The sequence below is a fragment of the Dyadobacter sp. CY312 genome, from assembly GCF_021390535.1.
GTDB lineage: Bacteria > Bacteroidota > Bacteroidia > Cytophagales > Spirosomataceae > Dyadobacter.
On record NZ_JAJUXG010000011.1, the window covers coordinates 245,616 to 269,846 of the forward strand.

General features: G+C 42.6%; 22 protein-coding genes. 8 read left to right on the top strand and 14 right to left on the bottom strand.

What is annotated here, in order from left to right; genetic code table 11:
• Nucleotides 1-10: 10 nt before the first annotated feature.
• The 4 genes from LZG71_RS16000 to LZG71_RS16015 all read right to left on the bottom strand — a co-directional run bounded on the left by LZG71_RS16000 (nucleotide 11) and on the right by LZG71_RS16015 (nucleotide 6,899).
• Nucleotides 11-967 (bottom strand): PKD domain-containing protein, encoded by a 957-nt coding sequence (locus LZG71_RS16000; RefSeq protein ID WP_233821977.1) that lies wholly within the window; start codon nucleotides 965-967, stop codon nucleotides 11-13.
• 549 nt (nucleotides 968-1,516) lie between these two features.
• The gene (locus LZG71_RS16005) at nucleotides 1,517-3,232 is read right to left on the bottom strand and encodes a SusD/RagB family nutrient-binding outer membrane lipoprotein (protein WP_233821978.1); all 1,716 of its coding nucleotides are present in this window, start codon (nucleotides 3,230-3,232) and stop codon (nucleotides 1,517-1,519) included.
• Between the two features lie 19 nt (nucleotides 3,233-3,251).
• Nucleotides 3,252-6,551 (bottom strand): SusC/RagA family TonB-linked outer membrane protein, encoded by a 3,300-nt coding sequence (locus tag LZG71_RS16010; RefSeq protein ID WP_233821979.1) that lies wholly within the window; start codon nucleotides 6,549-6,551, stop codon nucleotides 3,252-3,254.
• A 165-nt stretch (nucleotides 6,552-6,716) separates the two neighbouring features.
• Nucleotides 6,717-6,899, bottom strand: coding sequence for a hypothetical protein (locus LZG71_RS16015; RefSeq protein ID WP_233821980.1), 183 nt, complete (start codon nucleotides 6,897-6,899; stop codon nucleotides 6,717-6,719).
• 242 nt (nucleotides 6,900-7,141) lie between these two features.
• Between LZG71_RS16015 and LZG71_RS16020 the strand changes: the two genes are divergently transcribed.
• The 4 genes from LZG71_RS16020 to LZG71_RS16035 all read left to right on the top strand — a co-directional run bounded on the left by LZG71_RS16020 (nucleotide 7,142) and on the right by LZG71_RS16035 (nucleotide 11,217).
• On the top strand, nucleotides 7,142-8,572 hold the full coding sequence (locus LZG71_RS16020) for a BamA/TamA family outer membrane protein (protein ID WP_233821981.1): 1,431 nt from the start codon (nucleotides 7,142-7,144) through the stop codon (nucleotides 8,570-8,572).
• Between the two features lie 207 nt (nucleotides 8,573-8,779).
• Nucleotides 8,780-9,403 (top strand): hypothetical protein, encoded by a 624-nt coding sequence (locus LZG71_RS16025; RefSeq protein ID WP_233821982.1) that lies wholly within the window; start codon nucleotides 8,780-8,782, stop codon nucleotides 9,401-9,403.
• Nucleotides 9,404-9,575: 172 nt separating this feature from the next.
• Nucleotides 9,576-10,283, top strand: a complete 708-nt coding sequence (locus tag LZG71_RS16030; RefSeq protein ID WP_233822181.1) for a peptidylprolyl isomerase — start codon at nucleotides 9,576-9,578, stop codon at nucleotides 10,281-10,283.
• Between the two features lie 28 nt (nucleotides 10,284-10,311).
• Nucleotides 10,312-11,217 carry an NAD(P)-dependent oxidoreductase gene (locus tag LZG71_RS16035; RefSeq protein WP_233821983.1) on the top strand — a complete coding sequence of 302 codons (906 nt, stop codon included), beginning with the start codon at nucleotides 10,312-10,314 and terminating at the stop codon, nucleotides 11,215-11,217.
• A 16-nt stretch (nucleotides 11,218-11,233) separates the two neighbouring features.
• Here LZG71_RS16035 and LZG71_RS16040 read toward each other — a convergent pair whose 3' ends face one another.
• The 5 genes from LZG71_RS16040 to LZG71_RS16060 form a co-directional block, all read right to left on the bottom strand.
• Entirely contained in the window at nucleotides 11,234-11,815 is a 582-nt protein-coding gene (locus LZG71_RS16040; RefSeq protein ID WP_233821984.1) for a Uma2 family endonuclease, read from the bottom strand.
• 77 nt (nucleotides 11,816-11,892) lie between these two features.
• On the bottom strand, nucleotides 11,893-13,539 hold the full coding sequence (gene glgP, locus LZG71_RS16045; protein WP_233821985.1) for an alpha-glucan family phosphorylase: 1,647 nt from the start codon (nucleotides 13,537-13,539) through the stop codon (nucleotides 11,893-11,895).
• Between the two features lie 253 nt (nucleotides 13,540-13,792).
• Nucleotides 13,793-14,593, bottom strand: coding sequence for a hypothetical protein (locus LZG71_RS16050; protein WP_233821986.1), 801 nt, complete (start codon nucleotides 14,591-14,593; stop codon nucleotides 13,793-13,795).
• Between the two features lie 177 nt (nucleotides 14,594-14,770).
• A complete protein-coding gene (locus tag LZG71_RS16055; RefSeq protein WP_233821987.1) occupies nucleotides 14,771-15,181 on the bottom strand; it encodes a hypothetical protein in 411 nt (136 codons plus the stop codon).
• Nucleotides 15,182-15,281: 100 nt separating this feature from the next.
• Nucleotides 15,282-15,905 (bottom strand): hypothetical protein, encoded by a 624-nt coding sequence (locus tag LZG71_RS16060; protein ID WP_233821988.1) that lies wholly within the window; start codon nucleotides 15,903-15,905, stop codon nucleotides 15,282-15,284.
• Nucleotides 15,906-16,165: 260 nt separating this feature from the next.
• Between LZG71_RS16060 and LZG71_RS16065 the strand changes: the two genes are divergently transcribed.
• The 3 genes from LZG71_RS16065 to LZG71_RS16075 are packed head-to-tail and all read left to right on the top strand — an operon-like array spanning nucleotide 16,166 to nucleotide 18,740.
• Complete coding sequence (locus tag LZG71_RS16065; protein WP_233821989.1) at nucleotides 16,166-17,266, top strand: tetratricopeptide repeat protein; 1,101 nt, start codon at nucleotides 16,166-16,168, stop codon at nucleotides 17,264-17,266.
• A gap of 5 nt (nucleotides 17,267-17,271) precedes the next feature.
• Nucleotides 17,272-18,108 carry a sensor histidine kinase gene (locus LZG71_RS16070; protein ID WP_233821990.1) on the top strand — a complete coding sequence of 279 codons (837 nt, stop codon included), beginning with the start codon at nucleotides 17,272-17,274 and terminating at the stop codon, nucleotides 18,106-18,108.
• Nucleotides 18,109-18,119: 11 nt separating this feature from the next.
• Nucleotides 18,120-18,740, top strand: coding sequence for a response regulator transcription factor (locus LZG71_RS16075; RefSeq protein WP_233821991.1), 621 nt, complete (start codon nucleotides 18,120-18,122; stop codon nucleotides 18,738-18,740).
• A gap of 10 nt (nucleotides 18,741-18,750) precedes the next feature.
• On the opposite strand, the gene LZG71_RS16080 is transcribed toward LZG71_RS16075, so the two are convergent.
• From LZG71_RS16080 to LZG71_RS16100, 5 genes are all read right to left on the bottom strand, one after another.
• A complete protein-coding gene (locus tag LZG71_RS16080) occupies nucleotides 18,751-19,608 on the bottom strand; it encodes a DUF692 family multinuclear iron-containing protein (RefSeq protein ID WP_233821992.1) in 858 nt (285 codons plus the stop codon).
• Nucleotides 19,586-19,876, bottom strand: coding sequence for a hypothetical protein (locus LZG71_RS16085; RefSeq protein ID WP_233821993.1), 291 nt, complete (start codon nucleotides 19,874-19,876; stop codon nucleotides 19,586-19,588). Before LZG71_RS16085 ends, LZG71_RS16080 begins: the two co-directional genes overlap by 23 nt.
• A gap of 371 nt (nucleotides 19,877-20,247) precedes the next feature.
• A complete protein-coding gene (locus tag LZG71_RS16090) occupies nucleotides 20,248-21,183 on the bottom strand; it encodes a hypothetical protein (RefSeq protein ID WP_233821994.1) in 936 nt (311 codons plus the stop codon).
• A 94-nt stretch (nucleotides 21,184-21,277) separates the two neighbouring features.
• Nucleotides 21,278-21,844, bottom strand: a complete 567-nt coding sequence (locus tag LZG71_RS16095; RefSeq protein ID WP_233821995.1) for a hypothetical protein — start codon at nucleotides 21,842-21,844, stop codon at nucleotides 21,278-21,280.
• A 144-nt stretch (nucleotides 21,845-21,988) separates the two neighbouring features.
• On the bottom strand, nucleotides 21,989-22,753 hold the full coding sequence (locus LZG71_RS16100; RefSeq protein ID WP_233821996.1) for a DUF1080 domain-containing protein: 765 nt from the start codon (nucleotides 22,751-22,753) through the stop codon (nucleotides 21,989-21,991).
• 415 nt (nucleotides 22,754-23,168) lie between these two features.
• On the opposite strand from LZG71_RS16100, the gene LZG71_RS16105 reads away from it, so the two are divergent.
• Entirely contained in the window at nucleotides 23,169-24,230 is a 1,062-nt protein-coding gene (locus tag LZG71_RS16105; protein ID WP_233821997.1) for a LacI family DNA-binding transcriptional regulator, read from the top strand.
• Nucleotide 24,231 lies beyond the last annotated feature (1 nt).

Genomic DNA, 24,231 nt, shown 5'->3' on the forward strand with positions numbered 1-24,231 from the left:
AGAGTTGGCGTTATTCTGTTACAGCTTCAAAAGAAAGGATAAGTGCATGCGTATTAACACCCACAGCTTTGTCGCTTGCAGCCATGAACATAATGAGCTGCATACGTGTATTGGAAATAGACCTCATTACCACTTTGCGTTGAAAATCGCGGAAGCCGATAAACTCTGTTCCTGAGAAATCAAGTGTTTTGGCACCTTTAAACGTAAGACCGGCGCTACTGTAAGCCGAACTAACTTTGAAATCTTCGCTTTCCACGAAAGTGAATTTGGCATCAGCCTGGGGTGTGTACTTGGCAATGCAAAGGCCATAGGTTGCGTTACCAACTAAAACACTGGCGGGATAGCCACCTGTGGCAATTTGATAAACAAGGCCACCAAATGCACCACCATCGGCTTTCACATCATGCACATATTTCCCGTCATAGAAAAAGGTATAAGTGTCATCATAGATAGCACCCATATTGAATGTGCTCGTGGCAAAAATTCCGTCAGGAATAGGATTGTATGGAGTAGCACTTGTAAAAGTGGCATCCGCGTTAGCGAGGTAGTCGCCTGCGGCAGTATGGGATTTTGTCAATTTCCATTTTTTACCTGCATATCCATCTGTGGTGTGGTCTCCGACAAGGTAATCGTAAGGTCTTAAATCCACAGCAAGACTGACACTTTTGGTAATGGTTTCTCCTTTACCGTCCTTGGCAGTGAGCTTGGCCACATAGTAACCTCCCGCTGCATATACGTGAACAGGATTTTGCTCGTTGCTGGTTTTGCCATCGCCAAAATCCCACGACCAACTTACTGCACTGTGAGTAAGTCCTTGAAAAGCCACCTGGCTTCCCTGAATAGTGTTGTATATCTCCGCATGGAACGGAAATACTGGGCTATCATTATCATCATCGCACGACGACACAAAGGTGAACATCGCTGCTATGAGAATGATCGACATTAATTTAGGCACAAGTTTTTGCATAGTATTGATAGATAGGCTGATTGATTGAGTTTAAATTTAATCTGATGGTGGTTTGATTAAGATTGATAATTTTTCACCATACTTTTTAAAGCTTAACCACAGGAGGATCAAAAGCCCTTGCTCTGAATTGTCTCCCGAAATCTTGATAGAGTAGTGCCCGGCTGAGGCGGTAGTGCTACCCTTCTGTGTTTCTTTGTACCACATTTACTCCCGGAATTCCTGGTCCGTCTCATTTGTAGCGGGTGATCTCATAAAGTGAAGTTTAAGGTGAGTATTTTAATAGGGTTTTATGATGCACTGACATAATTCACAGTATTCTTACTCCGGAAACAGGCATTCGGGTCTCCTTTTTATATTATCCTTATGTTATGTATGCATACTATTTCAATGCATAAAAATTCACATTCGGGAACTTACAGCCCCTACACACCGATCACTTTTCTTATTACTATCGATTCGCGATAAAGTACTATCCGTATATCAACAAAAAAACTGGTACGCCGAAAATAAATTCAACGTACCAGTTTATCATTCAACTATTTAATTCTGTTACCAGGGCTTTCCTGTTCCCTGAACGATCCAGGGTTTAGACCATGGGCTGTTTTTCCCTCTCAAACCAGAATGTGGCGTTACTTCCAGCTTGTTCACCGCAGCGTCTGCATTGGTACTGTTAAAATTAAGTGTATTGTCTCCGTAATTGAAACGCAACGGAAGTACATTTTCAGGAGAAGCATTTCCTGGTTTAAGCGCCGGAAGACCAGTTCTTCTAAAGTCAAACCAGGCTTCTGTTGCTCCTGTCCAGCTTGCAATCCACTTCTGGTCGATGATCTGAGCCAAAGTATTATTGAACGCAACATTTTTCTCTGCTATGTAGGCTCCGTATTTGTCATCCACCCCCCAGGTTGTAAGGGAGTTTTTAACACCGGCTTCGTAATGCTCTTTTGCCGAACCTGCTGACCACCCCTTTTGCGCAGCTTCCGCCAGAATGAACGATGTTTCAGAAGCAGACATCAAACGCGCCTTCAACAAACCACCACTGCTTCCGCGGTATACATCCGCCAGTTGTGATACGTGTTGATTTTGCACCACCTGCCCTGTTGTAGGGTTGCGGTTGTAAAAGTCCGGTTGTCTCATACCTGCCGGAATGCCTACGTAGATGCCTGTATTGATTGCATCCGTACCAGTTCCTGTGTACAATTTAGGATTATAATGACGGGTAAATTTCGCACCCGCTTTTATTTCTGTCTGAAACTGTACATCCGTAAGACTTTTTACTCCTGTTTGAATTACACCATTTTTGCGGATGAATTCATCAAGTGGCGTAGTAAGTGTTTCGTCGGCCACCCACTGGCAATGAACCGGAGCAATCCATACGGTAAGGCGGGGATCCTTGTTTTCCAGCAATTTGCTCACCAAAGTCTGAGCAGGTTTTTTTCTCCTGAAACCGGACTGTTCCGCATCCCAAGCTACTGCACCTGGCCAGGAATAATCACTGGTTGTTCCCAGATAATTCATTACCGCATCCTCAGCAGGCGTTTTGATATATACTCCTGAACTGTAAATACTTTCGATACCTGCTTTCGCCAAATCGGGTAGTTTTGCAGATACGCGCATGTAATATCTTAACAACAAACTGTTGGCAAACTTCTGCCATTTTGAAGCATCCCCTGCATAGTACACATCGTAGTTGGGCAAATACGCCGAGTTATCTTTGGTTGCAAACAACGCAGATGCCTGTTTCAAATCCTCTATAATTCCTTTGTAAATAACTTCCTGGCTATCAAAAACAGGTGTGATCGTACCATCCGATTTTGCACCTGAAAGAGCTGCCGTATAAGGGGCGTCTCCCCACAAATCCGTAATGGTTCCAAAAATAAAGGACTTCATGGTGAGGCCCACACCCATATGAAATTTGGAATCAATCGTTGTGGCACGATCCAGCATCAGTTGGTTGTTCCTGAGCATGTTGTACCATTGCGTCCATTCCTGATTTCCCTGCGTTCCCCAGTCGTATGAATTCACACCACTGTACCAGCCATCGTGCTGGATATGCTGTGCAACACCACCTACATCTTCATATCCCAGTCTGAGATATGACATGGCTGCATTAGTCATCACAGGTGGCATCAGCAAGTTCGGATTGGCTTTCGACAAATCTACCCCGTTGGGGTTTACGTTCACATCATCGAGCCTGTCATTACATGACCACATCATCGTAAGACCAAGCACCAATGTATATTTGGGTATCAATTTTAGAATATTCATCTCTTAGGAAGTTTTGCTATTATAGATTGAAGCTTACTTTGAAACCTACCGGCATCGTCCAAGGCAATACGTTTTGTAATTCTATGCCCTGTCTGAACTTACCACCATCGGCTTGAAACGCTCTTTCCGGATCAATTCCCACTTTTGCGGCTGTCCACAACATGATGTTACGACTGAACACAGACACTGTTGCATTGCGGAAAGGGCCGATATTAGGAATACTGTATCCCAGGGAAATCTCTCTCAGTTTGATAAAGGACGCATCAAAGGTAATTTGTTTATTAAAGCCCCATGGATACGTGTCGGTAATAGGTGCGATCACAGTACCAGGCCCTCCCAGGTGTTCTGTATAGCTACCATCCGCATTCTGGATCACACCAGGAATAAATGCTCCGTCGTTGGCGCCGTCATAAGGAAAGCCGCCTGTTTCTTTGGTATGACCACCCACACGCGGGAAGTTTCCGTTCTGTGGAATGATGTACTTTGCAGGATCTGATTTCAATAGTGCCGCAAGTTCATCTGCCGAATACTGACCTCCCGGAATCAGGTTATCAATCTGACGCTGACTTCTCCAATCTGATTCAAGATAACGGTACGTATACGATTGAAACTGACCTCCTGCACGCCAATCGAAGCTTGCAGCAAGATTAAATCGCTTGTAGGACAGGCTTAACTGCATACCCATCATAAAATCAGGATTAAAGTTACCTACCTTTTCCCGGGCTGTCCTGTCATTTGATTCGATCCATTGACCATCACTTGAATTCAAAATCGGCCACTGGTAATAAGGAGACGTTTTGTCTTCAACTTTGGCGTAGCCACGGCTATATAGGTTTCCAATATCCTCTCCTACCCATGTGAACGCTCCGCCGCCATTGTCATCCCACAATTGGTAATACTCCATTGTAGGTGTCAAAGCTTTGATTTTAGTACGGTTTCTGGTAAAATTCAAATTCACGTCCAGATTCCAGCCATTCATATCGCGAATCGGACTACCGCCCAATGCCAGCTCAAAACCACGACTTGCCAGCAAACCTGCATTCACTTTCTGACCTGTATACCCCGACTCCGCTGCCGTAGTGATATCCAGCAATTGGTTTTTATTTTCGGTGTAGTAATACGTTCCTTCAAATCTCAAACGGTTCTGAAACAGGTTGAAATCAACACCGAATTCTTGCGAAGTTGCAATTTCAGGTTTAAGATTTGGGCTCAACAGCTTTTCAGGCACTGTACCAACCACTGTACTTCCATAAGAACCTGTTGCCAAAGTTGGCAATAACTGATATGCTCCTGCATCGTTACCAACCTGTGCCCATCCTGCTCTGAATTTCAGCAAGGAAATTTGCTCAGGTAATTTGAAAGTATAATTAGCCAGCCAGCTCAGAGATGCAGATGGATAGAAATACGATCTGTTTGCTCTAGGTAATGTACTCGACCAGTCGTTACGTGCTGTCACGTCCAGATAAAGTGCATTTTTATAACCAACAGATGCGGTTCCGTAAATACTGTAAATCTCTTTTCTGTCTGATCCATTGGTATAGGTTACTGCTCCAATTGGAATATTAGACACTCTGTAAAGACCAGGAACTGTGAGTGTACTACCACCAGTATACATGTCATTTCCTGACTGCCTCATGATATTACCACCACCAGAAACGCTGAAATCTATATCCTGAATATTTTTCTTATAAGTGATCAAAAAGTCGGTATTCGTTTCCTGACGTGAGAAATTCTGTTTGTAGTATCCACCATTTTTCACACGGCTGTAGCTCAAAGGAATTTTCGTTTCACGGTTTTCCATAAACACGTCATGCGATACACGTGCAAATGCCGAAAGTTCCGGAAGTATCTGCCAGTCCAGTTTTACATTTCCGAATGCACGGTCACGTGTAAATCCGTTGTTGATACCGTAAGCAAGGAAATAAGGGTTATCTGCACTGGTAGGAGCTCTCTGGGCCACATCCTCTGCGCCGGGCTTCCAGTAATCTTTCAGCTCACGTATATCAATATGTGAAAACAAATAAGCCGCCTCCAAAGGATTGGCTCCTCTGTTCGCAGTAGACGGGCGGTTGTCGGACTGAGAACGAACGAAGTTAAGATTCGTGCTCAGTTTTACTTTTTTACTCGCTTCATAAGTAGCATTGGCAGACAATGCATTTTTTTTCAGATCCGAATTTGGAATTAAACCTTTATTATTCATCAGGTTATACGATACCCGGAAAGTTGCTTTATCATTGGAACCGGATATTGCTACGTTGTTGGTAGACGTTACCCCAGTTTGCAGGAAGTTTTTCAAATTGTCCTTATATGAACGTAGCTCTGTTGGGGTTTTAACACCATCTGCTCCCACCGGACTATTCCATTGCACGGCCTTGTTACCTACATCCAATTGTGGACCACCCCAGTAGCTTGATGTTTCGCTCAATGCATTGTTTCTGTCTCCATTGGCATATTTGTAATGCAGATCCAGGTATTCGTAAGGTTTCTCGAAAACATTACTTGTTGAGAAAGACACACCTAGTCCTTTTCCTTTTTTACCACTTTTTGTAGTGATCAAAATTACCCCGTTTCCTGCACGAGAACCATAAAGAGCCGCAGCACTAGGACCTTTTAGTACAGTCATGCTTTCAACATCGTCGGGGTTGATATCAGAAATCGCGTTTCCATAATCCACATTGTTACGGTCACCCATTGAACGAACATTGTTGAGTCCATTAGATACCGGCACACCATCAATCACAAACAAAGGCTGATTATCATTACTCAACGATTTTGCTCCACGTATTACAATGCTTACCGACGATCCCGCTCCGCTGGTTTGATTCACTGCAACCCCGGCCACACGACCCGAAAGCGCATTTACAACGTTTTCCTGCGGCACGTTTACAATGTCCGCTCCTTTAACCTGAGTAACCCCATATCCCAGAGATTTTTTATCTCTGCTGATACCAAGAGCCGTCACCACCGCTTCATCCAAAGTAGCTACATCTTCTTCCAGCGTTACATTTATTACTGTTCTGCCACCAACTTTGGTCTCAATAGAATTAAAACCAATGTATGAAAATACAAGAGTGGCTTCCGAATCTGTTGCATCCAGGGAATAACTACCAGAAGCATCCGTTGTTGTTCCTGTTTGTGTTCCTTTTAAAAGAACGTTAACTCCCGGCATAGCTGCTCCGTCAATAGACGAAGTCACTTTACCTGTTATACGGACAACCGCCGCTGCGGCTTTGGCAAATGCATGTCCCGTTATTCCTGCCAGTACAAACAGCAATAGCAAACATCGCGTCACCATTTTTTTAAGTAAGTATGAGCTCATAGTTTTTGTAAAAAATTGTTTATAATAATTGAGGGAGATACTTTGCACAAGTCATAACAGTTGTTGATCAGACCTGTAAGTGGTAATGATTGGATTCATAGTTTTTCATAATTAAGTGGGAAATGGTAGATACGTTGTCTGCTTTACCTGATAGATTTACTTTTTTTACCGGCCGTTTTTTTCTTCGTTTTCCTGTAAAAGCTTATTGAAATATGTTTCAAGCACATCGGAAATTTTTTGCTGCTGCTCTTCATTGTTCACTCCGCTCAGCAGCTCCGCCAGTTCATCACCAGAGAGACTATTGCTGATCAGCCTTTCGATCAAATATTCTGCCCTGGAAACTGACATATCATTAGCTGGTTAGTTGTGTATGATACTCTTAGTCATTTATAAAAGACTATCTGCAATGTTCGTTTTTTCAAAAGTTAACATTCAGTTCACATTCAAACAGGCAACCACGAAGCAACAGATCGTGAGAGCTATATTTTACGCTCTTCACAATAACCAACCTCATTTAGCCGTATTTTTGCCGTAACTTCACTTTATTCGTACTGAAACTACTTTTATCAAAATCATCAGGCATAAAAAGAATGCATAGACCCGCAAAGCAACTGCTGAATTATCTTCTTCTTTCAGTACTTATTCTTTTTGCCTGTTCAGGAATCGTTTCAGCTCAACCGGATACGACACAAACACCGCTTACCATTATTGGCGATATTATTATTGAAGGCAATTACAAAACGAAATCTTCCATCATTACCAGGGAAATGGCGCTCAAAACAGGTAATTCTGTTGGCACCTATAAGCTGAACGATGTACTGGAAATAGACCGCAGGAAAATCATCAATACCAATTTGTTCATCACCGTGGACATGCTCACCAAACCCAATCCCGATTCGATTCGGACAGATGTAAGAGTAGTGGTGAAAGAGCGTTGGTACTTTATCGCTTTGCCCGTATTCCAGCTGGCGGACCGCAACTTTAACGAATGGTGGTACGATCGTAACCGAGATCTCCGGCGGACTATTTATGGTGCATATCTCAGTTACGGGAATGTAACAGGCCGGGCTGATAAGCTTCGGTTTGTCGCAGAATTTGGTTTTATTCCAAAATTTGAAGTAGCATATTCCTTGCCATATATCGATAAGGCGCAAAAAACAGGAATCACCATTGGTTCATCCTACTCCATGAATAAAACCATGGCGAAGAGAACCTGGCGCGACAAACTGGACTATTTGAGTAGTGAAGAAAAAAACCGGGAACGCTTCTATTCCTATGTAACCCTCACCCGACGAAACAAATATTATGCTTTCCACAGTCTGGATCTTCGTTGGAGCACTACCAAAATATCAGACACGATTGCCATACTCAACCCCAACTATTTGCTGGATGGCCGAACAAGGCAACGGTATTTCCAACTCACCTATTCATTTTCTTACGACAAAAGAGACAATGTACAGTATCCGCTCCAAGGCCAAAGTGGCGGTGTTCAGTTTTCCAAAATTGGACTCTTGCCTTCCGACGATGTCAACATGGCTTATCTCTATGGTTCGTACCGGAAATACATTCCCATAAGCAAACGGTGGTATGCCAATACTGGAGTAAGAGGACGGGTTTCGATGCCCAAACGGCAGCCTTATCTGCAAACCATCGGCCTGGGATATCGCAACGATCTGGTACGTGGTTATGAGCTCTACGTTGTAGACGGGCAGAATTACGCATTGTGGAAAAATGAAATCAAATACCGTCTTTTTTCTGTCAGGAAACATTTTCCATGGATTCCGATCAGGCAGTTTAACACCATTCCCATCGCCGCTTACATCAACACTTTCGCTGACGCAGGTTATGTAAAAAATAATTATCCGGAGCTAAGCAACACAGGTCTAGGAAATTCGATGTTGTTTGGTGCTGGTACCGGTCTTGATGTCGTCACCTTCTACAATATAGTTGCCAGATTCAATGTCAATATCAATGCAGAAGGCGACCGCCGGTTTTTCTTTACCATCGCCAGAGACTTTTAGTCAGAAGCCGACGCCGGTTATCCAGCCGCAAAGCAATGCCATTACTCATCCCGAGAACTAAAACTTGCTTAAATAGGTAACCTAAGCACATTTTGAACGTCTTAGCTTAGGTAAAACCAATTCAATATATTTACTTTTGTATAAAAGTTGTTTTAGCAATCACCTAAGGCAGGCACACATTTTTAACCTCTAAAATACATCCTTACGATGAACAGACCTTTTACAAAAATGAATTACACCTCATTGCTAAACAAACTACTGATCCTGACGCTGGTGACGCTCGCAACTTATGCCTGTAACACCAAAACCGAAGACGAAAAGGATTCCGAAGCTGTTAGCGATTCTGTTGCGTTGGCAAGCCCTGCTCAGTCGGAGCTGAACAGTAACCAGTCGGATTTACTAAAAACTGTGTTAGGCAACAATACGCCTGAAACCATTATCAGAGGGGTATCTTTCGGCGATCCGGTAAGTAAAGTAAAGGCAACCGAAACGTTCGAAATGTTTGAGGAAACTGCGGATCACCTGGGTTACACCATGGAAACGCCCCAACTGGAAAGTATTGATGTACAGTATTTTATATCAAAAGATAAAAAAGTAAATAAAATTATGGTGGATGTATACCTCAACAGCGAGGATGCCACCAAACAACTTTGGAATGCAGGTAAGAGTCATTTTTCTGAAACTTATGCAGCACCAAAAGAAGAAGCAAAAATCCTGACATGGAGCAAAAATTCAGTTCGTGTCAATATGGAAGATGTTTCAAAAGGGAAAGATTACGGATTAAAATTTGAATTCTTCCCGGCAGGATCAGCTGTTCTTGCTAATAAATAAAACCTATGTCTTGCTGCCGACAAGGGAAACATTTCATACTGTCGGATCAACACGAAACGTTCCTATGGAACGAGGCCATAACTCTTGTGCAACTGTTACTACTGACAAAACGATCCAATGGGATCGTACAACCAGTCGCCCTAAATGGGTGAATTATCCTTTATTTTACAACATGAAAAACAACAAATTCTTATTATTCTTATTGCTAAGTGCATTCTCTTTAAATGTATCTGCTCAGAAAAAATCTAAAAAAGACGATCTCATTACAATAAAGACCGATCAGGGAACCATGCAGGTGATCCTGTTTGACGAAACGCCGAAGCATAAAGCCAACTTTATAAAACTTGCAAAAGACAAGTTCTATGACGGCTTGCTTTTCCACCGTGTCATAGAATCTTTCATGATCCAGGGTGGCGATCCTGAGTCACGTAATGCAGATTCAGAAAAAATGCTTGGTAAAGGAGATAATGGTTATAAAATCCCTGCTGAATTTAGTCCGAAACTTTTTCACCAAAAGGGTGCACTAGCAGCAGCACGCGACAACAATCCGGCTAAGGAATCAAGCGGATGCCAGTTTTACATCGTTCAGGGCAAAAAATGGAACAAAGCTGATTTGGACAAACAGGCAGCCCGCGCTGCCAGAAAGATCACCAATGAACAAAAGGCTGTTTACGAAAAAATTGGCGGAACGCCTCATCTCGATGGATCATATACCGTTTTCGGACAGGTTATAGATGGAATCGATGTCATTGACAAGATCACTTCCTACCCACGTGACGAACGCGACCGCCCCGAAAAGAACATTGCGATGAAAGTTTCGGTGAAAAAGATGAAGAAGAAAAAAATTACAAGAAAATACGGTTGGAACTACGGAGCCTGATTTCTTCGACACAAATTATTCTAAACTCTTGAAGAAAAAAATTCTCATTACCGGCTCCAATGGACTGCTGGGACAAAAGTTGGTTGAACTCCTGATCTCTAAGCCAGATATCACAACCATCGCAACGGCTTCGGGTAAAAATCGCCTGCCCTTTTCGGCTGGTTACGAATATCATGAAATGGATATTACCAATGCTTCGGAAGTAGACCGTGTGGTTGCCCTTACCAAGCCTGACGTAATTATTCATACAGCGGCTATGACAAACGTGGACCAGTGCGAAATGGAAAAAGATGCCTGCTGGAAACTGAACGTTACGGCAGTTGAACATCTGATCAATACATGCCGGAAATATGACGTTTTTCTGGAACACGTTTCCACTGATTTTATATTTGACGGCACTTCCGGACCGTATCAGGAAGATGCAGAACCCAATCCTGTAAGTTTTTATGGATGGAGCAAATACGCAGCCGAGAAAGCAGTTGTTAATTCCGATATCAACTATGCCATCGCAAGAACCGTGCTTGTATATGGCATAGCCCATGACATGAGCCGGAGCAATATCATTCTTTGGGTAAAAAAATCGTTGGAAGAAGGTAAGGCAATTAAGGTTGTAACGGATCAGTTTCGTACACCAACACTTGCCGAAGATCTGGCTATGGGTTGTTATTTAATTGCAGACCAGAAAGCGGAAGGAATTTTTAACATATCGGGAAAAGATTTCCTGACACCCTATGAAATGGCGTTAATGGCGGCCGATTACTTCAAACTGGATAAGTCGCTTATATCGCCAACGGACGCGTCCGCATTCTCACAACCTGCACGGCGACCACCAAGAACAGGATTTGACTTAACAAAATCCCGGAACATACTTAGTTACGAACCGCATACATTCCGGGAAGGCATTGAAATTCTGGCCGGGCAGATGTCGTCCTAGCAAAAATTCATACTGATTATCTTTCTATCGCAGATAAATCGAGAACTAATCCCGGGAATAAAGGCTCGCCTCGAAGCTCAATATCAATACTCTCGTACCGAACAACTTCCTGATTTAAAGCATACACATATACTTTCTCTTCAAATCGATCAATAACCCATCCTAACTGACAACCGTTATTCATATACTCTTCCATTTTATTCAGAAGATATTTCAGGTCGTCTGATTTTGATCGAACTTCAACAATAAATTCCGGACAAACCGGTGCAAATTTTTCTTTATTCTCTTTCGAAAGTCCATCCCATTTCGCTCGTGAAACCCAGGAAATATCAGGCGATCTCACTGCACCATTAGGCAAAGTAAACCCTGTAGACGAATCAAATAATTTGCCTTGGACCTTGTGACTATGAAGCCAAACTCCGATTTCAATCAAAATATCAGAATTGAAACTTCCTGTAAAACTATCCGTTGGCGACATAAAAATTATATTTCCATTGCTATCTCGCTCGAAATCAAGCATATCGTTCATACGACAAAACCGAAAGAACTCATCTTCACTCATGATGTCCCCGACTTTCAGGGTTACAGGCATATTCATAACACTTTCGTTTTCAAGTCAATACTATTAATAGCAACTTACTAGTTATTCGTCAATTTCAAAAACAAAAGCTCGGATCAATACAGCTTTTCATAATACTCCCTCGCCATTCTGTCGGAGTTAAATTCTTCGCTGACATCATTCATGCTGTTGAGCACCATCTGCCCCCATTTTTTCTGATTTTTATAGTACGTCGGGATTACCGTTGTTTCAAGTTTATCAAGCAGGTTATCCCGATCTTCGGCATTAATATCCCCGCTTTCGGCAACCGGGAGCAGGAAAGCGTTTTCACCATCTTTTGCAAATTCGCAGATCCAGCCATCAAAAGTGGACAAATTCAATGAGGCGTTCATTGCTGCTGTCATTCCACTGGTTCCGGATGCTTCTCTGGTTACAACGGGTGTATTGAGCCACACATCAGAACCATCTTTAAGTAGTTTGGACAAAGCAAGCTCATAACCCGTTAGCACGGCCATATTAGAAAAATGGTGACTCAGATAGAACAGATGATTGAAGGTGTTGATAGCTCCACCGTCCTTTGGATATGGCTTTCCTGCCCAAATAACCTGAACCGGCTGATCAATATTATTCAACAATTTGGTAAAGCGTTCCATATCCCAAACCAGCATGTCGGGTCTTTTGTATGCTGCAAATCTTCTTGCCCACACAATGGTGAGCACGTCAGGATCAAAAAGTTTACCACATTGATCCGCAACCGTTTTGAAAAGCTCCTTTTTAAGTTCTTTTTTTCGTGCAGCTATTTTTTTGATATCCTTTTTCAGCCGGGCTTCTTCCAGCGTTTTATCTACCCAGTAGGTGTTGTTTTGTGCATTGGTGATGTGCCCTATTTCGCAAATATCCGGAAACGACTTCCACATATTCCTGGATACTTCACCATGCAGTTTTGAAACTCCATTGGCTTTCCTGCTCAATGTAAGTGCAGCCAGCGAGTGATTAAAAACATCTCCGCTGTTGCCGCTTATTTTACGTACAACATCAAGTGACACCCCCGAAAAGAAACCCAGATCTTCCAAAAAGTTGATATTGTGTTTTTCATTACCTGCCTCCTCGGGTGTGTGCGTTGTAAAAACCACACGCTTTTTCACATCCTCAACATTACCGTACTTTTTGTATAATGGAAAAATAGCAGAAACAGCGTGTGCTTCATTGAAATGATATACTTCGGGCTCATATTTTAGCTCTTCAAGCAACCGCGCACCGCCTATTCCGAGCACCATACACTGAGCCACTTTCATGGTAACATCGGCATCGTAGAGCGAACAATTGATCGCCCTCGTTGTCAGATCGTTACCGTCCGTATCGGTTGTCAGCAAAAAAAGCGGGGCTGACTGAAACACATCAGGAGGCAAATAATAAGCGGCAACCCAAACCTGCTTACCCAAAATCGGTATCTGAAAACGAATACCTGTTTCCTGTAAAAAATGATACATTTTCTCATGGAACCGTGGCTCCATACTTCCATCGCTTTTCCGCTCCTGATCATAATAACCGTATTTCCAAAGCATTCCAATCCCTATGAGATTCTGATTCAACGCATACACGCTGCGCATGTGAGATCCGGCCAGAAAGCCCAGGCCTCCTGAATATATTTTAAGAACCTGATCTATACCAAACTCCATTGAAAAATAGGCAACTGATTTTTTAAATTTCTTATCCGCAGCAATCGGATTGGTGAATGGCAAGACGAATTTTTGTGCAGGCATTGATCAAAGTGATTTGTGAGTTGTAATTATAACCAGAAATAAAGTAACAATATGGCGAATGAAATCAACTTTTACCATATTGTCTCCCCTACACCCTCTAAATCAATTGATTCAATAATATTATGCCAAAACTAACGGGAATATAAAAATTCGACAGCCCGATCTGTCAACTGGGAAGATCTACATAATTTTGCAGATTTCGCTCTGAATCAACAGTCTAGTCATAGGGAACAAAACCGGCGCGAGAAGGCAGTCAACTATTGTCTTTTTGCCCACTTAACTTGAATAGTATCCCAAAACGAAAATTTGGATATGAAGTGTCAGTCAGGTTTGATACTTTCCTGCCGATCGGAAAAGGTCCATCTACACTTATCCAAAATCGCACTTTTCTTCCAACGGAAAGTTTAAGCGACGGCTCCAGAAAAATAAATAGTTTTTTTGCATCGATTTGCAACATCTCCCCGTACTCGTCACTGTCATTTTGATTCGAGTACCCGGCATCTCTCAGCGAAAAAAAAATGCCCGAAATCCTCGAACCGAATGCCAGCTCAAAGCTCCTGTTCGGGATAAAACCCAGGGAAGGTTGTAAGAACACTTTCCTTAAACCGAAAGTGTTCCGCCCCTTTGTATCACTCTGAGAAGTGCTGTTCCAATAGGTATAAAATTGCCGGCTATCCCCTAAACCCGCTCCTCCATATATCTCCAAAATTAACTTATCCTTTTTCGTAAATGCCGTAAAATAACCTGCCCCAACCTCCAGCATCCTCATCCTTGAAGAGGCCTCGTCAGAATCCTTCTGTTGAATTTCAAACTCTTCTACTGATCTAGCTCCAGAGGCACTCGCTATAACACCGACATGCGGTGCAAGGGCGTACGCCAGTTGGACATCGGCCGCTAATACCGAAGGCCCGGGACTATATCCGGCACTTATCCGGGCATCTTTTTTATCTTTCAGCAAAGGGACATTGACCTGGTTAGGCGCATAGTATAAATAATTGGTGCAACCAGTTAAAGAAGCTGCCGCCAGGATAAATACGAAGGTTATGTATCTCATAGCATAGATTTGGTTAAGCCGTTTGTCGGGAAATCCACAGAGTCGGTAGCATTTTATGAATTTCCCAACATATCCGCAGAATTAAAAGGCCATGCAAACTCTGGTCGTCTGAAATGTACCCGATAAATTCTTGATCAGCAGCCTATTTCTTGACTGTAATCTGTAAATAATTCTGGACTATTTTTTTGCTTCAATTCTCGAATGCACTCCATCCCCATCAACAAAGTCAATCACCAATATGTTTCCCTCAACATATCCCGCCTCCGTTCCGCCTTCTTTTAGAATAACTTTGCTACCTGACTCGGATAAGGCTATTTCACCTGTTGCAGTTTTATCATCAATAAGTAATTTACCATCTTGTTCCAACCTTATGGCCCATTCAGCTTTCTCTGCTTCTTTCCTGACTACTTTTACAGAACCGGAAATGCCAGGAAATGGCAGATCTATACTTACACCACCTTGCCCAACCTTTGTCATGGTATACGTTCCTGCCACTCTTGCACCCAAATCGGCTGCTACATCTTCATCCTTGTCTTTGCATCCAACAAAAACAATTGCGAAAAATAAAATTACCAATAGCTTTTTCATAGGTCATTAATTTTTTAAGTTAGTTAATGAGAATCTTTAATCTTGGTTTTTCAACAATCACTTCATATACTGTTTTATAATCACCTGGTCACCGGAATTGTCAGTTCTTTTTGATAAACTTCCCGAGCGATTTACCTGCACCAAAATAGGCATCACCAATTCTCTGGCCGGTATCGAAAAGTGAATTGGCCACACCGGAGCTGTTTTGGGTAAGTTTTGCTATTATCTTGCTCTTGTTGGCTGTTTCCACGATCCATATGTCGGCAAGAACTGTAGCGGTTCTGCTGCCAAAAACGGTTCCATTCGCGACGCCCGGATCAAGAAAATTAGTCTTGTAGATGATGGTGTACTTTGCATCATTGAAACTTCCAGCCTCCATGTCACTAGCCTTCTGAAAAAATTTAATGAAGTGAGGCTCAAATATTTTCTTTCGGTCATCCACCCACGCTTTTGCCCACTCGCTGCCTTTTCCTGTATCCTTCTTACTTTTTTCCGCAACAATTTCCGCAACATAGTCCGCCTCTGTTTTCTTATCCTTTATGTCACCATTTTTCACTTTGCCAACCGACAGGTTATCATAGGTAAATTCAACGTTTACCTTTTTCTGGGATTTTAGCGCATCAACATTCCCTTCGGTCATTTTCACCTGAGCGTTGGCTGGAATGGCTACAATTATTACCCAGATCACCGATCCTATTATTCGAAATACCTCTATTCGTTTCATTGTTTTTTAGTTTAGATGTGAATGATATACTTCTTCACTACGACAGAAAACCATGAGCATTTCTCATCATTTTTCTCAGGTCAAATTTATATAGCCCATAAAATATATGACTCATACTAAAACACGATTTGGAAAAGATCATGTTTTTATATGATATGCAGGAATTGATTATTCAGGAGATTTGGAAAGGAAAATTATTGCTACATTGTCAGCAAAACAGGAGTTTGGACGGTATTCAAATTTCACACTTCATCCATATCATGAAAAAGTACCTTGCAGCTATTGCAATAATCTTTCTGGGTTTTCAGAGTATGGCACAGAATTCAGAATCTGATTCCACCCGCAGAGCACTTTTAAAAACATTACAACAGACAAAAGAGGATACAAACCGGGTTAATGCCATCATAAAATATGGCGACTGGTGGTCTAAAACCAATCTGGACAGCGCACTGACTTGTTATCTGAAAGCTGAAAAACTTGGGCAAAAGCTAAAGTATGTTAGAGGAGAATTGAAAGGATTGGCGGCCCAATCGACGATTTTCGTACAAAAAGGAAAGTACAACGACGCTATTGAGGTGACACAAAGGGCAATGGCCATTGCAGAAAAAAAGGGAAGCCTAAGGCAGAAGGCCGTAGCAGCGGGTAACGTTGGGCATGCGTATGTACAAAGCGGGAAAACCATGGAGGCAATACCATTGCTTATGAAAGCCAATACACAATTAGAGCAACTACATGATAGTACTTCCGTATGCATTTTTTCGGCGAATATCGCTCATGTATATGCCGACCTGAAACAATACAATATCTGCCTGAGCTACGTGAAGAAAGCCTACGCATTCTGTAAACCAAATGACACCCGCCAAGTTGCTACCTGCCTGAACAACATTACGCAGATATACGCACTGTTAAAAAATTACAAAGAGGCTGAAAGGTATGGAACTCTGGCGCTTACCAAGGCAAGAGAATCCGGAGCATTGACTCCGCTATGTAATGCGCTGATCAATATGGGGACGCAGGTATATTTGAATACAGGACGCATTCCTGAAGCCATAGCGCTTAATGACGAAGCACTTTCCATTGCAAAAAAACTCAACTATCCGGATTTCCAACTCGGTGCACTGGAAGGGCTGGCTCTGGGTCATTTCAAATTAGAGAATTACGCGAAGGCTGATTTTTACCTCAATGAAGCGATCAGTCTGGTGGACAGCACGGAGATAGAACACGAGGAATTAGGCGAAATTTACCAGGTAAAGTCACAGCTTGATTTCATAAGGAAAGATTACCGCTCAGCATACGAAGCCCTGGCTAAATATTCAACAATTAATGATACCCTCACAAATTTAAAACACAAGGGAGGATAAGAGAATTGGAAGCGCAATATGAAGCCGTCAGAAAGGAGAAGCAGATCGAACTCTTGCAAAGAAAACAACAGACAAGAAATACGATTATATATAGCCTGCTCGCTGGCCTGTTAGTTCTTGGGGTCGTGGGCTTTCTGCAGTATCGAAACATTAACATCGGGAAGCGTATCGCGGAAAAGGAGATAATTCAACTTCGGCAGGAAAAACAATTAGTGGCCACCAATTCGATTCTTAAAGGCCAGGACGAAGAAAGGTCCCGTGTGGCCAAAGACTTGCATGACGGACTGGGGGGCCTGTTGTCAGGAATAAAATTAACCCTGAATAATATGAGAGGAAATACCACATTACCCGAAGGAGGTATACAAACCTTCAATCGCGCACTTGAACAGCTCGATAGCGCTATAGGAGAAATGCGCCGAATTGCGCATAATATGATGCCGGAATCGCTGGTGCGTTTTGGACTTGTGGAGACGTTGAAAGACTATTGCGAAGATATTAACCAATCGGGCACAATGAGGGCAAGCTTCCAGACCTATGGCCTTGACAAACGACTTGAATCTTCAACCGAAACAATTCTTTACAGGATTTTGCAGGAAGCAATCAACAACGTTATCAAACATGCAAAGGCAACCGAAATGCAGGTTCAACTCACTCGTTCGGGTAACCAACTCAGTGTCTGTATTGAAGATAATGGTATCGGTTTAGACATCAACAGTCCCCAATACAGGCGAGGCTCCGGTGCCCGGAATATTCAGCAAAGGGTAGACTACCTCAATGGGAAACTGGATATACGCTCCGTACCCGGTAAAGGCACATCCGTTTTCATCGAAATACCAGCATAATAGATATGAACATGGCTTTAAAAATCCTTATTATAGATGATCACCATTTGATTTCTGAAGGACTAAAAGTTTTACTGAACGACAATCCGGATGTTACTCACGTGGACACTGCAGAGAATGCATTCGAAGCCATGGCTATTTTAAAAGACAATGTGGCCGATATTGTTTTTCTGGATATCAACCTGCCCGATGTTAATGGCATCGATCTTTGTAAAAAAATCAAGGCGCAATTTCCAGACATCAAGGTGCTGGCTCTGAGCACCTTTTCAGAAAGGGCCTATGTATCGCGAATGATCCAGAACGGAGCCAGCGGCTACCTTATTAAAAGCTCGTCAAAAGACGAGATATTTGAAGCAATCAGACAAGTTCAGGCGGGAGGATTTTACATGAATGTGAATTTTAAGGTCGATCCCGAACCTATGGTTGCAGCCCAAAGCATCCCGTTCCTCACCAGCCGGGAAAAAGAAGTGCTGGAACTCATATCCGATGGCCTGACCAATGCCCAGATCGCTGAGAAAATTTTTGTGAGTGTCAATACGATCAACACCCATCGCCAGAATCTATTGATCAAATTTGATGTGTCCAACACAGCGGCCCTTATTAAAATTGCAGTTCAACAACGTTTAATTTGATGCCATAAGCTCACTTCCATTTTTGTGCAATGGCAAGTGCTGTATCAAGCATGTGTGGTTCCCAGGATTCGACCTTCCAATCGGAATTCACCAGGCTTGAAGCAGAAAGCAGATGTTGAGCGTGTGCATGGTCCGCAGCAATTTCGAGGATTGCGGATAATTCCACCTGTTGCTGATAAAGTTCGGGGACCTCTATCGGCTCTTCGGACAGCGCCACGATCTGGTTGGGAAGGAAACTGTTGATGACTTGCTGAGACCTCCTGTTGTTGTGGTTTTGCACAATGAGATCCATTTTATAAAAATCCCTTCGAAACTGCATTCGGCTTTGCTCGGTATCGAGCGCCGTGCCAAGTTGTTCCAACACAACGAATTTGAGATTTTCGCACGGTTCAAGTGCTTTTCTTAGCAACTGAAACACCTCTTCAGGTACGGCATCGTCATGCGTGTCTCTTCTGACTTTACCTTCATTGGCAGTAACATTTCCTACCCAGCTCCCACCCGAAATGTGTATTTCTCTCACGCTATCCAATGGGTACAGGTTTAGAAGTACGTCGTCGGAAATATTAAAATTATGAAGCTGACAATATAGATTATGAAGGTCGAGAATGATAAACCCATTTGTAGGCGCGATTAATTGCCCAAGAAAATCACCGTGATTTTTCACTTCATCCAGCGAGTAGGAAAAAGCAAGATTTTCGAGCCCGACCGGACACTGGCAGGCATCCTGAATCCGGAGCAGACGATCCCTGCCAAGCGCAAGAGTAGCATCGGTAAATGGAATACTGATTGGAGCGCCTTTGTGAAAATCCTCGCCTGTCATAAAACCAAAGTGTTCCGTGATGTGGTCAAAACGAAACTTCCGAGACAAAGCCCTCAGGCGGTCGAGCCAATGCTGCTGCTCTGGCGACCATCTGCCTGAAAAAAGTGAAAAGAAAATGCCCGTGACCAACAAGCCTTCCCTGCTCTGAGAATTCACTTACAAGATTCGTAAACCAATCAGGAATTTGATCATATTTAAAAAGGGTGTCAAAAGCCCACTCAATAGCCTCTACCTTTTCAACCTCAAACAGAGGAAGTGCCGCAGAAAGAATTCCGGCATCCAGATTACAAGCTATTGATGCGTAAATTTTGGTCATGTACTTTCAGATCAACCCATTCCGCATCCAGGACAATTATATGGTTCTTCTTTTGCCTTTCTTTCTTTGTCTTTGGGTCCGATTTCAGTAACTGCGCAAGCGGTCACAGTCGTAACGGCCAATGCGACAGCAACGGCCTGAAGAATAGATTTAGGAATTTTTATCTTGTTTTTGGCTAAAGGTGAATGGTTTCTTTCGTTATGAAACAGTCACGGCCAAAATGGTTTGGAACCGGGTGAAGAAAATTAGTTTGTAACCAAATAGCTCCGCTAAATATTGATAATGCGGGAACGAAATAGAACTCAAATCCAAAGAAAAACGCCCGAATGATCTGGTCAAACAGGCGTTTTTTTATGAAATCTTTGAGCGAATTATTTTCCAAATAAGCGAGACCAGAAACCTTTGGCCTTCTCTTTGGTCTCTTCGTATTTCTCCGAAGCCGCTTCTTTTAGTTCTTCGAGCTCTACTTCCGCTTTTGCTTTCAGTTCGGCGGCTTTCACCTGTGCTTCGGCCAGCTTTTCAGACGCAAGTTCTTTTGCATCTTCGTAAGCTTCCGAGGCATCTTCTTTCAGATCTGCCAGTTTTTCTGAGGCATCAGCCGTAAGTTCTTGTGCTTTACCTTTGGCTATATCAAATTTTTCAGAAGCCGCAATTTTCAGATCTTCTGCCTTTTCCGACAAGTCTGCCGCTATTTCCTGCGCTTTCACTTTACCGGCAGCGATATTCAGCTCAACTTCATTTTGTAGTTGTTCTGTTTTAGCAGAAAAACCTGTTTTCAGTTCTTCTACTTTGTCTACAACTGTATCTTTTATTTCCGTTGCTTTTTCGACCGTATCCGCTTTGGCTTCTTCCAAAACTGAGGCGGCTTCTTCTACCTTGGTTTCCGCAGCTACTGCCACTTGTTCCTTCACCTCAGCAACCGAATCTTTCACCTCCTCTATTTTTTCTGACGCAGCAGCCTGTAATTCCTCAGCTTTATCCACAACATCCGCTTTAACTTCAGATGCAGTTTCTTTCACTTCTTGTATTTTTTCTGACGCCGCAGCTTGCACCTCCTCAGCTTTATCCACAACATCCGCTTTAATTTCAGACGTTGTTTCTTTCGCTTCTTCTATTTTTTCTTCTGCTGCGGCTTCAACAGAGGCTACCTCCGTTTCAGCAACTGCTACTGCTTCATCTTTCACTTCTTCTGCTTTTTCCAATATATCGTCTTTTGCATCAGAAACCGTTGTTTTCAGCTCTTCAGCTTTTGTATCCAGTGATTCTTTCGCATCATCATTTGGTATTGGGTCGTTTGTTGCTGCCATTGGGAACAATGTTTAGGTTATATGGATAAAACGGGATGAATGCGAAATCTACAAAGGAGTTTTCAACGTTGCAAACAAAGGTCAACCTTTTTAGCTAGGCTAACCTTCTTATGATCAATTTTTTAACAAACTCATAAAACGGATCTGGCTGTAAAGTGCGCCAGTTGTTTAATTGAAGGGTTCCGCCAAAATTGATGTAGTAATCCAGCCGGAACCGTTTCCATTCCTGCTCCACATGTTCCCTGAAATTAACAGCCGCAATCCAGCCATCTTCAACGTCGTCAAACCACTCTGCGTAATAGTCATCTTCTGCTCCGTGGAAGTCCAGCACGTTCTCACCCATGAGTATAAACTGATTGATTCCTTCATCAACCAGCGGATCCACAACCTGTCTTTTAAAAAACATGATATCATTGTGCAGCGTGTCGTTCCATTCCCCAAACATCTCAATGATGGCGTACTTCTTGTTATAATCTGCAAATAGGATTTTTACATACAAAGTTTCTGAGCCTATATGATCCCATAACGGGTGAATGTAGTATCCATAAATCGCATTTTCATAATAGTCCAGATTGTAGGTGCAGCCATAAAAAGGCGAGCGCTTATCGCGGCTGGCTACGTAATGTTTTTCCCAATTGTAATACGGCTCAATTTCCTGCATACTTCGCGTTGCGTTGAATAGCTGATCTGGTTGTACCCAAAAATAAAAAAGACTTGAACGATGTGCACCATCATTCAAGTCTTTTTAAATATTATGCCTGAGTTCAAAGTGGCTCTAAACTGTGAACTCTCAATCTTTGAACTACTACAATTCCCGAATCCAGATATTTCTGAAGCTCGTTGTATTGTTGTGATCCTGAAGTTTGATTGGTCCACGTCCGTGAGGCTCAATTGTTGGCTGTCCTACATAAGGAGTTGTTCCCTGAATAGCCGTATGGTTTTGAACTAAAACGCCATTGTGAATCACGGTAATGTACGGAGGGATAGTCATCTGACCATCCTTGTTGAAATGCGGTGCTGTATAAACAACATCATAAGTCTGCCATTCACCCGGTCCAACTGTTGCGTTTACCAACGGCATTGTTTGTTTGTAAATAGAACCCGCCTGGCCGTTTGAGTATGTTGGGTTGTTGTAGCTGTCAAGTACCTGAAGCTCATATATTCCCTGCATAAAAATACCGCTGTTACCACGTCCCTGTCCGTTACCGTCCACTTTCGCAGGTGTACGCCATTCGATGTGAAGCTGGTAATCACCAAAAGTTTGTTTGGTCTGAATGTCTCCGGATTTAGGAGCTACTGTCATAGCGCCATCTCCAACGGTCCATGGAGCCGCAGGATTACCTGCTTTTGCGGATACCCAGCTGTCAAGGTTTCTACCATCGAACAATACGATGGCATCCGAAGGAGCTGTAAAACCTGAAACTCCCGAAGCAGGCTTGCCAGGTGTAACCACGCGTGGAACCGGATTCCATAACTCACTTGATTCAGGAGTTTGCTTAGAAGGTTGTAATTGAGCGTAAGATGCAGCGGATGCCAGAATACCAGCTACGATCAGCGTAATTTTTTTCATAGATCAACAATCAATTTTTATTTATTAGGAACTATAAGGTGTAAAAAAAGTAGGATTTACTTATTCTATTAAAAAAATCGGGCAGGTCTGTTTCCCTGAATTTCAATAACCGGAACACCCTCTTTTAACTGAAATGCCAAATGTACACGTCTTGAATTGCATTTTTATTACAAATTCTAAAAATATAAATTGTAAAATCATTCCAAACACCTCCGCTCAACTATCATTTCCATTCGTGTTCACATTCACAATCTTTTCAGAAAACAAAATACAGACAGTAAGAATCGAGAGCCCGTATATAATTTGAAAAAGAATTCTGTATATTTTTTTCCAACTTTGTTTAAAATTCTGACAACGCCAACTTACGTATCAGCTGGTAAAGATGTAATTAATTTTAACTTCGAATAGCGAACCAATGCCAGCCAGTAAAGTGAGCAAAAAAGTATCTATACGTGATATAGGGAAAGAACTTGGAATTTCCATCACGACGGTTTCCTTCATTTTAAATGGAAAAGCGAAAGAGAAAAGAATTAGCGAGGCACTTACTAAAAAGGTCCTGGAATTTGTAAAGGAGGTCAACTTCAAACCGAACATGATGGCACAGGGATTACGGACAGGAAAGTCCAAGATCATTTGTCTGATGGTTGAAGATATTTCCAATAACCTGCTCTTTGCACAAGTTGCGCGTCTGATCGAAGAAGAAGCCCACAACAAAGGATACAGAATCATCTACTGCAGTACCGACAACAAGAAGGAAAAGGCCATAGAGCTGATCCAGTTGTTCAGAGACCGCTCCATAGACGGCTACATCATTACACCTCCCGAGGGTATTGAACAAGAGATACAGTCTTTACTGAATGACGGCATCCCCATTGTTCTGATTGATAGAAACCTGCCCTTGCTGAGCTGCAACCATGTCGTGATTGATAATTTCAACAGCACACATGAAGCGATCAGGCATCTGATCAGCAATGGCTTTAAAAATATTGCATTAATTACCCTGAACTCGGACCAGACACAAATGGCCGATCGCCTGGCAGGATATGTGAAAGCCATTGATGACGCAGGTTTGCAATCCTATGTGAAAAAAGTCGATTTTCATGAAAGTGACGATCACAACATTTCCGAAATCATCTCCTTTCTTCAGGATAATAATACCATAGATGCCGTATTTTTTTCCACCAATTACATCGGAGTTTGGGGCTTGCAGGCCATTAAACACCTGAACCTCCGCATTCCTGATGATATTGCGGTGATCTCATTCGATGACCATGACCTGTTTAAGTTTTACACCCCTTCCATTACTGTAGTTGCCCAACCCGTACCCGACATTTCCAGGCACGTTATCAGACTGATGCTCGATGCTCTGGAAGAGGCAGATCCTACCATACATGAAATCATTTTGCCCGCCAAGCTCATAATCCGGGAATCTTCCATGCGTAAAGTTGTTGTCGAAAAGCATGAATTTCTAAAATAAT